General features: G+C 31.6%; 17 protein-coding genes. All 17 read right to left on the minus strand.

Going from position 1 to position 15091, the window contains the following annotated elements; genetic code table 11:
* Nucleotides 1–12: 12 nt before the first annotated feature.
* The 17 genes from flgE to ftsZ are packed head-to-tail and all read right to left on the minus strand — an operon-like array spanning nt 13 to nt 15078.
* On the minus strand, nt 13–1341 hold the full coding sequence (flgE, locus tag BB_RS01405; RefSeq protein WP_002657723.1) for a flagellar hook protein FlgE: 1329 nt from the start codon (nt 1339–1341) through the stop codon (nt 13–15).
* 4 nt (nt 1342–1345) lie between these two features.
* Nucleotides 1346–1789, minus strand: a complete 444-nt coding sequence (gene flgD / locus BB_RS01410; RefSeq protein WP_002657724.1) for a flagellar hook assembly protein FlgD — start codon at nt 1787–1789, stop codon at nt 1346–1348.
* A gap of 13 nt (nt 1790–1802) precedes the next feature.
* On the minus strand, nt 1803–2981 hold the full coding sequence (locus tag BB_RS01415; RefSeq protein WP_002665219.1) for a flagellar hook-length control protein FliK: 1179 nt from the start codon (nt 2979–2981) through the stop codon (nt 1803–1805).
* Nucleotides 2982–2988: 7 nt separating this feature from the next.
* Nucleotides 2989–3606: a periplasmic-type flagellar collar protein FlbB gene (locus tag BB_RS01420; RefSeq protein ID WP_002665266.1), complete on the minus strand. Its 618-nt coding sequence runs from the start codon at nt 3604–3606 to the stop codon at nt 2989–2991.
* Entirely contained in the window at nt 3599–4030 is a 432-nt protein-coding gene (locus BB_RS01425; protein WP_002665319.1) for a flagellar protein FlbA, read from the minus strand. Before BB_RS01425 ends, BB_RS01420 begins: the two co-directional genes overlap by 8 nt.
* Entirely contained in the window at nt 4027–5337 is a 1311-nt protein-coding gene (gene fliI / locus BB_RS01430; protein ID WP_002660657.1) for a flagellar protein export ATPase FliI, read from the minus strand. The genes BB_RS01425 and fliI overlap by 4 nt, the downstream gene beginning before the upstream one ends.
* 18 nt (nt 5338–5355) lie before the next feature.
* Nucleotides 5356–6276, minus strand: a complete 921-nt coding sequence (gene fliH / locus BB_RS01435) for a flagellar assembly protein FliH (RefSeq protein WP_002556888.1) — start codon at nt 6274–6276, stop codon at nt 5356–5358.
* A 14-nt stretch (nt 6277–6290) separates the two neighbouring features.
* Nucleotides 6291–7325 (minus strand): flagellar motor switch protein FliG, encoded by a 1035-nt coding sequence (gene fliG, locus BB_RS01440; RefSeq protein WP_002556889.1) that lies wholly within the window; start codon nt 7323–7325, stop codon nt 6291–6293.
* A 15-nt stretch (nt 7326–7340) separates the two neighbouring features.
* Nucleotides 7341–9050: a flagellar basal-body MS-ring/collar protein FliF gene (gene fliF / locus BB_RS01445; RefSeq protein ID WP_002556890.1), complete on the minus strand. Its 1710-nt coding sequence runs from the start codon at nt 9048–9050 to the stop codon at nt 7341–7343.
* Nucleotides 9051–9064: 14 nt separating this feature from the next.
* Nucleotides 9065–9400 (minus strand): flagellar hook-basal body complex protein FliE, encoded by a 336-nt coding sequence (gene fliE / locus BB_RS01450; RefSeq protein WP_002660553.1) that lies wholly within the window; start codon nt 9398–9400, stop codon nt 9065–9067.
* Between the two features lie 11 nt (nt 9401–9411).
* Entirely contained in the window at nt 9412–9870 is a 459-nt protein-coding gene (gene flgC / locus BB_RS01455; RefSeq protein ID WP_002657104.1) for a flagellar basal body rod protein FlgC, read from the minus strand.
* A 23-nt stretch (nt 9871–9893) separates the two neighbouring features.
* Entirely contained in the window at nt 9894–10301 is a 408-nt protein-coding gene (flgB, locus tag BB_RS01460) for a flagellar basal body rod protein FlgB (RefSeq protein ID WP_002665200.1), read from the minus strand.
* 33 nt (nt 10302–10334) lie between these two features.
* Entirely contained in the window at nt 10335–11681 is a 1347-nt protein-coding gene (gene hslU, locus BB_RS01465; RefSeq protein ID WP_002656077.1) for an HslU--HslV peptidase ATPase subunit, read from the minus strand.
* Nucleotides 11674–12222, minus strand: coding sequence for an ATP-dependent protease subunit HslV (hslV, locus tag BB_RS01470; RefSeq protein ID WP_002556895.1), 549 nt, complete (start codon nt 12220–12222; stop codon nt 11674–11676). Before hslV ends, hslU begins: the two co-directional genes overlap by 8 nt.
* Before the next feature lie 9 nt (nt 12223–12231).
* The gene (dprA, locus tag BB_RS01475) at nt 12232–13176 is read right to left on the minus strand and encodes a DNA-processing protein DprA (RefSeq protein WP_010254014.1); all 945 of its coding nucleotides are present in this window, start codon (nt 13174–13176) and stop codon (nt 12232–12234) included.
* Between the two features lie 9 nt (nt 13177–13185).
* Nucleotides 13186–13878, minus strand: a complete 693-nt coding sequence (locus tag BB_RS01480; RefSeq protein WP_002556897.1) for a tetratricopeptide repeat protein — start codon at nt 13876–13878, stop codon at nt 13186–13188.
* Complete coding sequence (ftsZ, locus tag BB_RS01485) at nt 13879–15078, minus strand: cell division protein FtsZ (protein WP_002656388.1); 1200 nt, start codon at nt 15076–15078, stop codon at nt 13879–13881. It abuts the gene before it with no gap.
* Between the last annotated feature and the right edge of the window lie 13 nt (nt 15079–15091).

The following is a 15091-nucleotide window of genomic DNA, read 5'->3' on the forward strand; positions in this document are numbered from 1 at the left end:
AACAATCTTAGATTAATTTTTCAATCTTACAAGTTCTTGTAATAATTGATCAGAAGTGGTAATGGTTTTGGCATTTGCCTGAAATCCTCTTTGGGTCACTATCATATCTGTAAATTGCTCTGCAAGATCAACATTGGCCATTTCTAAAACACCAGATCTAATATCACCAAGTCCAGCAAGTCCAGTTTCGCCTATTCTAACTTGACCTGAATTGCTTGTTTCTACAAAATTAGTATCGCCTGATTTTGCAAGTCCTCCGGGATTCATAAAAGAAGCAAGAGCAATCTTGCCAAGATCTCGTCTTATGCCATTTGAATAAATGCCAACTATAACACCATTTTGATCAATTTCATAATTTTCCATATATCCCATGCCATATCCATCTTGAATAATAGCCTTTGTGCTACTAGAATCAGCAAACTGAGTAATTGAATCAGTGTAACTTCCAACTGTTCCCAATTTCAAATTTACAGTTTGCTGCTCACCAACTTCACCTACATTTGCACCCAAAACATTAAATGTTATAGGAATTTGAAGAATATCTCCTTTTTGCCCTGGTTGACCATTTAAAGACGCCAATGCTCCTTCATTGTCAAACCCAAGTGTAAAATTTGAATTTTGCTCACCATTTATTAATACTGTTGCATTCCATAAATTAGGCGTATTTAAATCTTTTACAACTCTAAGCTCAAGAACACTAACATTTCCAAAACTGTCATACAATGATTTATTGACAACCCAAGTTCCGCGTGCAATATCTGCAGGATTCGCACCTTCTTGAATTAAGGGCAATCTCTTATCAAGATTACAAGCAAAAGTAACATTTTTCGTAGACTTTGCTCCCTCTTTATCTCCAATCGGAATAATCAGATCCTCAATATCAGAAGCTGTATTTATAACCTTTTCACCTTCTAAATCTCTTGCCATCCAACCTTGAATTCGCATTCCATTTGCAGGATTTACAAGATGTCGATCAGAGTCCACGTCAAAAGCACCGGCTCTTGTATAAAACAAATTTTTACCTTCTTTTAAAATAAAAAATCCGTTGCCACTAACTCCAAGATCAGATGCTTTTTGAGTGCTTTGAAAAGCTCCTTGAGTGTGAATAGTGTCAATTGAGGCAACATTCATGCCTAATCCAACTTGCTTGGGATTAGTCCCACCACGAGCATCAGTAGGGCGAGAAGCTCCAGAAATAGATTGCGATATCATATCTTGAAAATTTACTCTTCCCTTTTTAAAGCCAATTGTATTTACATTGGCGATATTGTTACCAACAACATCCATTCTTGTTTGATGATTCTGAAGCCCAGAAACACCAGAATATAAAGACCTCATCATATAATTATTCCTCCAAACCTACCGATAATATATTTTTATATACATAATAATTACCATTAACCATAACTTGAGGTATTGCGCCTGTCTTAATGTTTGTGACGCGACCCTCAACAATCTCCCCATCACCATGCTGAAATTTAATTACTTTACCTAATAAATCCAAATCTTTTCTTATTTCTAAAGAAGATGAAAGTTTTTCAAACGATCTACTCATATTAGCCATTTGCTCAAGAGCCGAAAATTGCGCCATTTGCGCAATAAATTCTTTATCCTTCATTGGATTTGTAGGGTCTTGATACCTAAGTTGAGTAATGAGTAACTTTAAAAAATCATCCTTGCCAAGATTAACCTTATTAGATATATTGTCAACATTAAAATCTGTTTTTTTTTTAACTTTATTGCTAATATTTAAATTAAAAACATTTTCAACACCGTTTATTTTATTCATTTAGCTCTACCCTCTAAACAATTAAATTAACATTTTTATCTACATCGTAAGAAAATTCAACTTCTTCTTCAATTTTAAAAAATTTATTATAACCAAAATGAAAATTTTGGTCCTTAGAGTCATCTTTAAAATTTCCAGTAAAAGAATTTAAATTCTCACCTGCAAGAAAAAGATTTAAGCTGGCATTAAAACCACTCTCACCAAGCATTTTATTTAATGAATGCATATTTTGGTCAAAAAGCATTTTAACATTTTGATTATCCACTACGATCTTTCCCAATAAATTATTATTTGAATCAAGGTTTAAATTAATTCGTATACTACCAAGCTCTTTGGGCTTTAAAACCAACTTAATCTCTCCTGTATTATTCGATTTTAACACAACTTTAGCTTTATCCACAATATTCTTATTAATCTTAAGATTCCACTCCGGCTTTAAACTGCTGACAAAATCAAAGCCTCCAACATCTTTAGAGCTTTTTATATTATAATTAGCAAATTCTTCAACAAAGCCTTTTAAAGAATCGTTTGATATTTCTTTAACTTTATACCTATCAACAAAATTTTGACCATCAATTGCATTTAAGCTAAACTTTGAAAAAACAAAATCATTATGATCACTATTATTCTTTTTAAAGTTTTTTACATCAATGTTAATAACATTCTTTTCTTCCTTTTTATCATTCAAGCTTATCTGATTATAATAATCATCAATCAAAGCAGTTAAAAAATCAAAACCCAAAAAAGAACTTAAATCATTAAAAGCCAAACAAAGTTTTTCGATTTTTTCAAAAAATTTTTCTTTACCTAGAAAATCAAAATTGGATGATAAATCTTCTTTAATGCTATTTAAACCTTCAAAATCTAAAAATACATTCATTCTAGCAATCAAGGATTTCAAATCGGAAACAAAATCTTCATTTTCAAGTTTTTTAAAAAAAAAGGATTTATTTAAAGGTGATTTTTTTAAATTTTTAGCAATAAGTCCATTGTCTTTAAAAAAATTTAAAAAATCAAATATCATAAATTTTGCTTTAGCTAATTTTTTAGATTCAGAAGACATAACATTTAAAAAAGAGCTCGCATTTCCTTTAGATTCCATTTTAGAAACATTTAAATTTAACCCCTTAATTGTATTCAAGAGATTTAATTTATTTCCATAAGCTTTACTTAAATTTAATAAATTACTCATATACACACTACTCCAATGAACTAACAGACATTTTTCTAATCAATATAGCAGCTTTTTTAGAATCCATAAGAGATAACCAATAAGGAACAATTGATAAACGACCTTCTTTTTTGGAAAGCTCTTCAATTTTCCGCATATAAGATATTGCAAGCTCGGGATTTAAATCTTCAAGCCGCTTAACAGCATCTTCTGGTGGCATATTCATTAAATATACAGCTGTTTGCAAAATATTTGCTTCCTCATCATTATATTTATTTATAATGTCATCTATTATTTTTTGTTTTAAATCTAAATCTTTCTGCTTTTGCTTAAGCTCAAATTCAAGCTTATTTAAACTGTCTTCTTTTAACTTTAGATCTTCTTTAAGCTTTTCAATCTGCTGATTCTTAATATCAATAGCTTCTCTTTCCTTCACAAGTCTAGCTTCATCAAGAATTATATTAGAATTATGATCAAAGACCAGAGAAGTTTCTCCTAACAACTTGGTTCTTACAAATTCGGGGAAATATCTTTTAGTATTATACATTCCAATAAAATCAATAAAGAATAATACAAAGAAAAATAAAATAACAATTAAAAATAACAAAAAAAATGCCCTAAAAAAGAACGATAAAAAATTATTCACTTTCATTCCTTAGATTTTGACAAACTTTATAATTTACATGCTCATCTAGTAGCAAGCTTTCCTTTTTTTCTCTATTTTTAATTATAGAATTATTTAAATTTTTTATTAATATCTTAATCTTTTTTTCTTGCCTATATTTATCTACATAAACATCATAACATTTGTTATAATGCTTTCTAAGCTCTTCAAGAATTTTAAAATTTTGGGTTTTTTTATAATTTAAACAGTCTATATAACCTCTTATGTAAAGATCATCAAAACCATTCAAGTTTTTTAAAATATTAGGAATTCCATCTGAAAACTGATTTATTTTTGAAATTTTCTTATTTATATTCATTAAATCTCTCTCGCTTAGCTTTCGAAAGTAGGTTCTAATCGTCAATATTCTATTAAGCTTTTGTTTTCTAAAGTTTAAATCATTCAAGATAATATTTCCTTTATTTCATCTTCTAAATTTTCAAAATCAAATGTTTCGTTTATTCCTTGAGAAATAAAATTAATAATCTTAGGATACTTAGAAATTGCAAAATCAACATCCTTATTGGATCCTTTGAGATAAATTCCTGTTCTAATAAGATCTTCATAATCTTTATAAATAGACAATAAATTTCTAGCTTTCATTATTAATTTTTGTTTTTCTAGGCTCATTATTCTATGAATAGATCTTGAAGTTGAACTTAAAACATTTATTGAAGGATATATTCCCCTGTCAAACAAATCTCTGTCTAAAATAATATGACCATCCAAAACAGCTTTAATATTATCGGCTACAGGCTCTGTGAAATCATCCCCCTCAACAAGAACAGTATAAAACCCAGTAACACTTCCCCCATTACCATTAAAGCCCGATCTCTCAAGCAAAATTGGAATTTCAACAAAAACAGAAGGCGGATAACCTTTAGCTACCGGAGGCTCTCCTAAAGAAAGAGACATCTCTCTTTTAGCATTTGCAAACCTAGTAATAGAATCAAAAAGCAAAGCCACATCTTTACCTTGCTCCCTAAAGTATTCTGCTATCATGGTAGCAACATAAGCTCCCTTATACCTTGAAATGGGAGATTCATCAGAAGTTGAAACAACTAAAACACTTTTTTTTAAACGCTCTTCACCAAGCTCATGTTCAATAAACTCATTAAGCTCTCGACCCCTTTCCCCAATAAAAGCAATAACATTTACATCTGCATTTGAATTTTTTGCAATCATGCCAAGCAAAGTAGATTTACCAACACCAGAACCAGAAAAAATACCAACTCTTTGTCCTTTTGCAACTGGCAAAAACCCATCAAGAACTTTAACTCCCGTTAATATTTGATCTTCAAAAATACTTCTATTAATTGGATTAATTTTTTCAAAAATTAACTCTTTATAACTATTGTTCAAAAATGACCCTTTATTATCAATAGGTCTGCCAAGAGAATCAATAACTCTTCCCAAAAGCTCATCACTAAGATTTATTTCTAGCCCTTTGTTTAAAGAATAAACTTTATTTCCAACTTCAATCCCGCTAAATCCTTCATAGGCCATAAGGCTAACATAAGGACCATTAAATCCTAAAACCTCTGCGCATACCTTTTTGCCATTTCTTTGATCAATTAAACACAAATCTCCAATAGCGCACTGAGGCCCTAAACTCTCAACTAAAAGACCTTTTATTTTTTGCACCCTGCCAACAAAAGAAACAGTTTCAATATCATCTACTTGTCTTAAATAATTTTCAAAAAAATTGCTCACTAAAATTCCTTTAGATACTTAACTTAATAAAGAAAAATTTTTAAACTTTTCCTCTATTTTATCAAGTTGAGAAGAAATGCGCGCATCAATCTCTCCAAAATTAGTTTCAATTATACAACCGCCTTTGCCTATGTTGGGATCTTCTATGATCTCTAAATTTTCTATAATATCAAATCTAGAAATAAAATCACTCTTTTTATGTCTAACAATATCTAAATCATCAAGATTTACACGAATGGTAATCTGTGTTTTATCTTTTACCCTTTTCAAAACCTCATTAACATTTTCCAAAACAATATCTTTTTGAGAATCTGTAATCCTCTTAATAACTTTAATTGCAATTTGCATAACAAGACTCACTATCTGGCCACTCGAAGATTCAAGAATACCTTTCCTTTCAGCAATCAGAGATGCTATTATAACATGTAATTTTCTCATAACTTTGTCAAAATCTTCAAAACCACTTTCATAACCTTTGCTATATCCCTCTTCCCTACCTTTAGCTATTGCTATCTCAAGATCTGTTTTTAATTTTTCTTCATACTCTCTTGCTAATCTTTCAATCTCGGCATTAGATTCAGTCTCAATAGATTCTTTCTTATAAATAGCTTCTTTTTGTAAAAGATCTGCTTCTTGTTTGGCTGCTTCTAATACTTCATTAGCCTTTGCCTTAGCTTCTTCAATAAGCCGCTTAGATTCAATTTGAACTTCCTCTTTGGCAAGTTCTTGCCTTTTAGCAAGCTCTTCCTCAAGTTGTAATTTTTCATCTCTTAAAAGTTGCAACTCTTCTTTAAGATTGGAGATTTGACTTTCTATGTCGTAAACCTTGCCTTCCTTCTCCTTGATTTCCAAAGATTCAAAAACAGGCTTTGCTATCTCAACAAACTCAAACTTTACTAAATTATCAACTTCTGATGATTTATATAAAACCTTAGGCAAACAAAACTCCTTTATCAGACAAGCACATCTTCTTCACCACCCCTTGAAATAACTATTTCTCCCTGTTCTTCTAATTTTCTAATAAGAGAAACAATTTTTTGCTGAGATTCCTCAACATCTTTTCGCCTAGTAGGTCCCAAAAATTCCATGTCTTCCTTAAGCATTGAAGCCGCTCTTTTTGACATGTTTTTGAAAATTTTTTCTTGGACAGGAATATCTACAGATTTTAAAGCTTTTGCCAACTCTTGACCATCTATTTCTCTTAAAACCCTTTGTATAGATCTGTCATCAAGTAAAACTATATCCTCAAACACAAACATTTTCTTCTTAATCTCTTCTGCAAGCTCTGGATCTTCTTCTTCAAGAGATTCAATAATAAACTTCTCCGTTTTTCTATCAGCCATATTAATTATCTCAACAACATTGTCAACTCCTCCTGCTGATGTATAATCTTCTGAAGAAAGAGAAGCTAGTTTTTTCTCAAGAACCCTCTCAACCTCTCTTACAACCTCAGGAGAAGTTCTATCCATTAACGCAATTCTTCTTGCAACATTGGTTTGTACTTCTGTGGGCAAACTAGAGAGAATAAAAGAAGCCTTTTGAGGATCAAGATATGAAAGAATTAAAGCAATTGTTTGGGGATGTTCTTGCTGAATAAAGTTTAAAATATTCGCAGGATCTGCTCTTCTTACAAATTCAAAGGGTCTAGACTGTAAAGCAGAACCCAAATTATTAATAATATCAACTGCTTTTTGAGTCCCAAGAGATTTTTCAAGAAGCTCTCTTGCATAATCAATTCCACCCTTTTGAATAAATTCTTGAGCCATCATTAATTCTTTAAACTCTAAAAGAACATTATCTTTAAGCTCAGAAGTAATTGTCTCAAGCTTTGCTATCTCAAATGTCAAAGACTCTATCTCTTCTTGAGAAAGATACTTAAACACTTTAGAAGAGATTTCAGAACCTATTGAAACCAACAAAATAGCGGCCTTTTGCTTGCCTGTTAAAGCAGAAACATCCAGAATCTCCTTTTCTTTTTTTTCTTCCATATCAATTACTACCTTTTACGCGTTTTTCAAAAGCCATGTTCTTATAAGCTTAGCAACATCTTCTGGCTTTTCTCTGGCTAAAAGCTCAGCATTGCTTTGAAGCTCATCGCCTTCTCTAATCCCACCAACAACATCGTCAACGCCAATATCGTCACCACCATCCATTAAGGCTTGTTGGCGCCTTAAGTGTGCTTGCTTTGCTAATTCCTCTTCTCTAAGACGTCTTCGTCTCTCAAGTTCTCTAGAAATAGCAAAAAATATCGTAAATACTAAAATTAATAATGAAAATACTATACTTGCAATAAATAAGAAATATTTAAACCTTTCACTTGCAAAATAATTTTCATCTATTTCTCTAAATTCATTCATACGATCAAAAGATATATTTCTAACCGTTATTGAATCGCCTCTTTCTGGCTTATATTCAAAAGAACTTTGCAAAACATCTTCAATATTTTTTATTTCTTCTAATGCCATAGGCTTATATTCTCTTTTTCTCATTCCATTTTCTATTACGAAATCTCCCTTCTCATCGTACACAAAATTCCAAATACCATCTACGAAAATACCAAGAGAAACACCTACAATCCTAGCGGGCTCTTTTTCGCTTGTAGATTTTTTTTCATTCAAAGCAACATTTTTGATCTCTTGAGACTCATTATATTTACCAGTAATATCACTTAAATCCTGATATTCAGGAGGGGTATTGCCTTCCTGCCCAGGAGGTCCCCAGGGACTATATCCTTGACCCTGATATTCTTTTTTTTGAGTCTGAGAAGATATAATAGTTGAATCGCTTACTTTCCTAGTGTTATAAGAAGCTTTTGGATCTTGAGATTGAAGCTCAATAGGGGCATACTCTTTAGACTCTGTAGTTTCTTTTGAAGTATCAAGCTTTACATTTACTCTTGCTATCATAAATCTATCAACAGACAAAACCTTACTTAATGCAGAATCGATTTCACCCCTAAGCATAGCTTCATACTTAAGCTTTAACTTACGCTCTTTTTCTGCTAAGTCTATTCTATCTATCCCATCCAAATTAGAAAAATCATTTAAAATAGTTCCACTATTATCAACAATAGCAATATTGTCAGATTCAAGACCTTCAATGGCATACTGAATAAGTTTAACAAGTCCTTCAACTTTTTTTCTATTGGTAATAATATCAGAACCGGGTCTTGGGGTAATTCTAACAGATGCCTTAACAGGCTCTTGAGACTCTTTAAAAAGAGCTTTCTCGGGCATAACAAGATTCACACTAACAGCATCAACATCATCTAAAGCTACAATATGCTGTTCAACCGCTCTTGTAATAGATCTTCTAAGATTAATGCTTCTTTCAAAATCAGTAATAGTCCACCTATCAATATCAAACAAAGCCCATGGATCCATATGAACGGGCACAAGCTCTTCTCTGACAAGAATTGCTCTCATTTTTTTTGCAAGCTTTTCATCATCTAAATAAATTCTTCCATCAGAACTCAAAAAATACTTAACATTTTCCCTATCAAGTCTTTGCGATATCCTATCTAAGAGATATTGATCTTTAATTTCAACCCCAAAAAGAGCAATGCTTTGACTTTTAGTAGAAAACCCTATTAAAAAAACAAGCGCAAGAATCACAAAAAAAATAATCAATCCTAAGGCTATTTTCTGAACCGTACTAGCTTTTTTGAAGATTCCTTTTGCTGAAACAAAAAAATTAGTAAAAAATTTGCTCAAAATCTTATGGCTCCTTAACGAATATTGATTATATCTTGATAAGCCTTCACACCTCTCTCAACAACAGCCTTTAAAATGCTTAAATTCATATTCGCCTTAGACATCGCTATTACAACATCATGAACATCAATGCTACTAGGCTTAAGAATAGCTTGTTCTGTAACCTTGGAAACATTTAATTGGCTTTTGTTGACATCAGTAATCGAATTTATTAAAACATCCTTAAAAGTTTTAATATCATTGTCTTTGGCATTACTTTTAGAACTAAAAAGATTCACATCAAAATGCAAAGGATTTTTTTTAACCAAATTAATATTATTTTCTGTAAAAAAAGCATCTGTTCTCACCAATGATCTCTCCTTTAGCCTTGAAGTATAGCTAACGCACTTCTAAACATAGACTTACTACTATTGATGACAGTAGAATTTGCCTCATAAGCACGAGAAGCTGAAATCATATCTACCATTTCTTCAACTAAATTAACATTGGGAAGCTCTACATAACCCTTTTTATCTCCAGAACTTATTGAATCGGGGTGAGCTGGATCATATTTTAACTTTAATGGAGATTTATCTTTTTCAATGCTAGCAACCCTAACTCCTTGACCAATGCCATTATCAAGATAATCCGGAATAAAAGGCCCTTTCCAATAAGGATTATTAACCCTTGGTGCAAAAATAATCCTTTGCCTTCTATAAGGTCCACCATCAGGAGTTCTAGAAGTAGAAACATTTGCAATGTTATTAGAAATAACATCAATCCTTAACCTTTGTGCTGTTAATCCCGTTGAAGCTACATTAATGCTTGAAAACAATCCCATTTTACATTCCTTAAGATATTAATTTATTTTAATACAATATTTATACTTTTAAAATAATGCGCCTGAACATTAGTCATAAGATGATACATCATTTGGTTTTGCACAAGTGCCTTAACCTCAGAATCAATATCAACATTATTGCCATTATTATTCATAGTTGAAAAATGGTCAAGAACTCTGTGAGGCTTGACATCTGAATACTTTAGATTTTTAAACCCAGACAGGTGCTTATCACTAGATTTAATTAAGTTTAAATCATTTTTATCTTCATTTAAAAAAGCCTTTTCAAGCTCTGATTCAAAAGAAATTTTGCTTCTTTTAAAATTTGGAGTATCTATATTTGCTATATTGTCAGAAATAACGCTTTGTCTTAAACTCAAAACATCTAAATACCTATGTGAAAAATCTACAGATCTTTCAAAATCATTCAAATTGAAACCTCCCTCATTTAAAATTGCTTTTAACTAAATTATATAATAATTCAAATCTTTTTGTTCGTTAATTTGTATTTTTTTATTAACATAGTCCAAGTTTATTTCAAATTTTTTCAACTTACTGCCAGGCACTTCAAAAAAAAGATCTGCAAGCACTATTTCCATAACACCGTGAAGTCTTCTGGCACCAAGATTTTCACTCTCAAGATTCATATTAAAAGTAAGCTCTGCAATTCTATCTATAGCTTCCTCACTAAACTTTAAATCTAAATCATAAACCTTAAACATCGCAACATATTGTTTTATTAAAGAATTTTTTGTTTGTTTTAAAATTTTTTTCAAATCGTCTATGCTTAAGCTCTTAAGTTCAACCTTAATAGGAAATCTTCCTTGAAGCTCGGGTATTAAATCAGAAGGTTTAGCTAAATTAAATGCTCCTGCTGCAATAAATAAAATATGAGAAGTATCAACTATTCCATATTTTGTATTAACTTTAGAACCTTCAATAATTGGCAAAATATCTCTTTGAACACCTTCTCTGGACACATCATTGCCACTCCTATTCTTAGCAGCTATTTTATCGATCTCATCAATAAAAATAATTCCCATATTTTCAACTTTAGATTTTGCAATATCTGAAATGTTTTCGTGATCGACCAATTTCTCAAGCTCTTCTGCTAATATTATTTCCTTTGCTTTTTTAATCTTCAATTCTCTTTTCTTTTTTCTATCAAATATATTACCCAGCAAACCGCCAATTCCCATATCAATCTCTTCAAAATTACCACCCGTAAATATTTCTATTGTAGAAAATGGCATTTTACTAGAAATTTGTATTTCAATAGTAGTATCATCAAGCTCACCTGCTCTAAGCTTTTTTCTAAGCTTCTCTTTTACCTTTTCTTCCGCCTTTATTTCATTTGGATCCATATTCTCAGAATTACTAGATCCCTTAAAAAGACTATCAACTATTCTCTCCTCTGTTCTTACTAAAGCATCATCTCTTACAGTACTATACATCTCTTCTTTTACCATATTAACTGCAATGCTCATTAAATCTCTAACCATAGATTCAACATCACGACCAACATAACCAACCTCAGTATATTTTGTAGCCTCAACTTTAATAAAAGGAGCTTTAATTAATTTAGAAAGTCTTCTTGCAATCTCGGTCTTCCCAATGCCAGTTGATCCAATCATAATAATGTTTTTAGGCATTACCTCATCTTTTATTTCTTTTGGAAGCCTAGACCTTATATATCTATTAACAAGAGCAATTGATACTAATTTTTTAGCTTCGTCTTGACCTATTATATATTTATCAAGTTCTGCAACTACATCTTTGGGAACTATATAGTGCTCTTCTAATTTATTCATTTTCAATCTCCTCAAGCACAATATTAGAATTAGTATATATACACACTCTTGCTGCTATTTTTAAAGATCTAAGTGCAACCTCAAAAGCGCTTAATTTTTTGTTCTCCATGTAAGCAAGAGCTGCTGAATATGCATAATTACCACCACTGCCAATCGAAATAACATCCTCTTCAGGCTCAACAACATCACCAGTACCAGAAATCAAAAGAATATTGTTAGAATCAGCAACAAGCATCATAGCCTCAAGCTTATGCAGTATTTTGTCAGAACGCCAATCTTTTGCAAGGTCAACAGCCGCCCTTTTAATGTCAATCAAGCCATCACCTTTTGCTTTGATTTTTTCTTCAAATTTTTCAAAAAGAGTAATTGCATCAGATGTTGAACCTGCAAATCCTGCCAAAATTTTCCCATTAAGCAATTTTCGTATTTTAATAGCATTACTCTTTAAAACAGTATGTCCAAAAGTTACTTGTCCATCTGCTGCCACCACAGTCTTACCATTTTTTTTTATTGCAATAACTGTGGTTCCTTTAAAGCTCATATTACCCCCCTATTTACATACCTCTTTTAAAAGTTCCCCAATAAGAACATCAGATACATTTTTACAATTACAACACTCTTTAGAATCATCTTCAATATTATTGGAATCTACATATTTAATATTTAATAAAGCATAAAGATCCTTAACGGTTTTTATTTCTTGCGCACCAAAATCATGCAATTTTACAGCTCCATCACCACAAAAATCTAAATCATAAACATAAACATCAAGTCCTAAGTCAAGACCAAGCTCAGCTGTAATTAAAGCTCCTGATTTCAAGGGTGCATATGTTATAAAAATAGCATCAGACAGACCTGATACCAATCTATTTCTTTTGGCAAAAAAATAATTTTGAATTTTATCAAATGGCAAAGTCTCAGTAATTATTCCTCCACCTTGTTCTAAAAGCTTGGAAACATATTTTCGATTTTGCCTAGGATAAATATTGTCAATATCTGTTGGAATAACAGCAAATGTTCTCTTATTCTCATTTATTGCTGCTATATGAGCCTCAATATCTGCCCCAATTGCAAATCCAGAAATAATCTCTACACCATTCTTTGCAAGATGTGAAGAAAATTCCCTTGTTCTCTCAGCAAGAGTTTTACTAATTTTTCTAGAACCAACAACAGCCCAAGATAATAAAGAACAATCTGGTAAATTGCCCTTGTAGTAAATAGCAAAAGGAGGGTCATAAATTCTTTTAAGCTTATTAGGATAAGACTTAGACCCTAGAATAGCAACTTTGGCTTTGGTCCTTTGAATAACTTTTTCTTGTAATTCTACTAATTTTAGATCGGGCAACTTAAACAATCTTCTAAATGATTTTAAAAAATAAGACTCAATGTCTTTCTGGGTCAATTTAATAACATTATTAAAATCAAAATTATTAAAAAGTTTTAATTTTTCTTTGCCTTTTAAAAATTTCAAATTATCAATATAAAGCAATTTCATCATAAATAATTACTTCAAATTACTCATGATCCTAGAAACACCTTCTTTTTGCTCTTCAGTTGAAGCCTTTTTACTAGCTTTATCATAAAACAATATAGCATTACCAAGATCGCCCAGCGAATAATAATTTGCACCTCTTAACATTAAAAACTCAAAATAGTCCTCACCCATATCACCAAGTTTATTTAAATAATTTTTAGCTTCAAGTTGTTTATCAAGATCATATACGTACATATTAGAAATGGCAAAAAGAGAATCTTTAAAATCATCTCTAATTGAAAGTGATTTTAAAAAAGAATTTTCAGCAAGAATTATGTATTTTTCAACTTCATCTTTTACTCTTAAATTTTTAGCTAAATTATAAGAAGCAACACCTATATAAAAATGAGATAAATAATTATTGGGATTGATTTCTAAATTTTTAGCAAAATATTCAATAGCAGGTCCGTACTGACCAAGCTTAAAAAATTCAAGACCAATTAAATTAAAAAATCTGGCTTTCTTATCAATGGAATTAACTATCTTTAAAATATTCTTATCTTCTTTTTCAATAAATTCTTTATAAACTTCAATCTTAGATTCAGATCCACCACCTGAAATTTCCAATTCTCTTAATCTAAGACCAAGATTTGATTTTTCTTTAGATTCATTGCCACAAGATAAAAATAAATTAACAAGAATTATTAACCACAAAATTTTCATCTAATCATCGCTACTTTTTTTATTTAAATTTCTAAGAAATGTTGGAACATCAATGTCATCATCAAAATAATTAACATTTTTGGACTTTGCCGCAAAAGAAGAATCTTGTTGCTCATAAGATCCAGAAGGAGCATTTTGATTGCCAGACATTAAAGTATCAAACTCTTTGGAACTTAAAGTATTATTTTCTGGTGTGCTAGATATTTCTTTTTGCTTTTTAGATGCAAAACCTGTAGCAACAACTGTAACGTAAATTTCATCTTCAAGATTCGAATTAATAGCATGACCATATATTACAGTAGCCTCATCATCAACACTAACCGTGATTATCCCCATAATCTCTTCAAGTTCAAGCAATGAAAAATCATCTCCGCCAGTAACATTAACAAGAAGCCCCTTAGACCCTTCAATACGAACTTCCTCAAGTAATGGATTACTAATAGCAGAAGTTGCGGCATCAACAGCTCTGTTTTCGCCCTTGCCATATCCTATTCCCATTAAAGCATCTCCTTGGCCTTGCATAATGCTTTTAACATCGGCAAAATCAATATTAACCTCTCCATGCTCAATAATAAGCCCTGCAATACCTTGAACGCCCATTCTAAGAACATCATCTGCACGCTTAAAAGCATCTTTAATGGTGGTTCTTTTGTCAACAACAGTTAAAAGCTTTTGATTTGGAATAATGATCAATGTATCTACAGACTTTCTTAAGTTATTTATTCCCTGCTCAGCAAGTCTCAACTTCTTAGGACCTTCAAACTTAAAAGGCTTTGTTACAACTCCAACTGTTAAAATACCAAGCTCTTTTGCAACTTGCGCAATAACTGGAGCTGCTCCGGTTCCTGTCCCGCCCCCCATACCAGCAGTAATAAACACCATATCGGCACCAGAAAGATGATTTCGTATAACATCTATGTCTTCCTCTGCTGCAGCTTGTCCAATCTCAGGCTTTCCCCCAGCACCAAGCCCTGCTGTAACTTTTGCTCCAAGGGCAATTTTTATGGGAGCAATAGAAGTTTGGAGAGCCTGAAGATCGGTATTAGCCACAATAAATTCAACATCTCTTACTCCATATTCAATCATACGATTAACAGCATTACTACCTCCTCCGCCCGCACCAATCACCTTAAGAATTGTAGGATTTGTAGTAGAATCAAATCTTCTTGTATGGCTATCAATCATATTATAATCTTTCATTAACGCTTCCTCC

It is taken from the genome of Borreliella burgdorferi B31 (assembly GCF_000008685.2).
Classification (GTDB): domain Bacteria; phylum Spirochaetota; class Spirochaetia; order Borreliales; family Borreliaceae; genus Borreliella; species Borreliella burgdorferi.

What these genes read in the sequence shown, in the direction of transcription:
- flgD (WP_002657724.1), bottom strand. Translation starts at nt 1,789, where the DNA reads ATGAATAAAATAAACGGTGTTGAAAATGTTTTTAATTTAAATATTAGC.
- hslU (WP_002656077.1), bottom strand. Translation starts at nt 11,681, where the DNA reads ATGAATAAATTAGAAGAGCACTATATAGTTCCCAAAGATGTAGTTGCA.
- flgE (WP_002657723.1), bottom strand. Translation starts at nt 1,341, where the DNA reads ATGATGAGGTCTTTATATTCTGGTGTTTCTGGGCTTCAGAATCATCAA.
- flgC (WP_002657104.1), bottom strand. Translation starts at nt 9,870, where the DNA reads ATGGGATTGTTTTCAAGCATTAATGTAGCTTCAACGGGATTAACAGCA.
- BB_RS01415 (WP_002665219.1), bottom strand. Translation starts at nt 2,981, where the DNA reads ATGAGTAATTTATTAAATTTAAGTAAAGCTTATGGAAATAAATTAAAT.
- BB_RS01480 (WP_002556897.1), bottom strand. Translation starts at nt 13,878, where the DNA reads ATGAAAATTTTGTGGTTAATAATTCTTGTTAATTTATTTTTATCTTGT.
- dprA (WP_010254014.1), bottom strand. Translation starts at nt 13,176, where the DNA reads ATGAAATTGCTTTATATTGATAATTTGAAATTTTTAAAAGGCAAAGAA.
- fliG (WP_002556889.1), bottom strand. Translation starts at nt 7,325, where the DNA reads ATGGAAGAAAAAAAAGAAAAGGAGATTCTGGATGTTTCTGCTTTAACA.
- hslV (WP_002556895.1), bottom strand. Translation starts at nt 12,222, where the DNA reads ATGAGCTTTAAAGGAACCACAGTTATTGCAATAAAAAAAAATGGTAAG.
- ftsZ (WP_002656388.1), bottom strand. Translation starts at nt 15,078, where the DNA reads ATGAAAGATTATAATATGATTGATAGCCATACAAGAAGATTTGATTCT.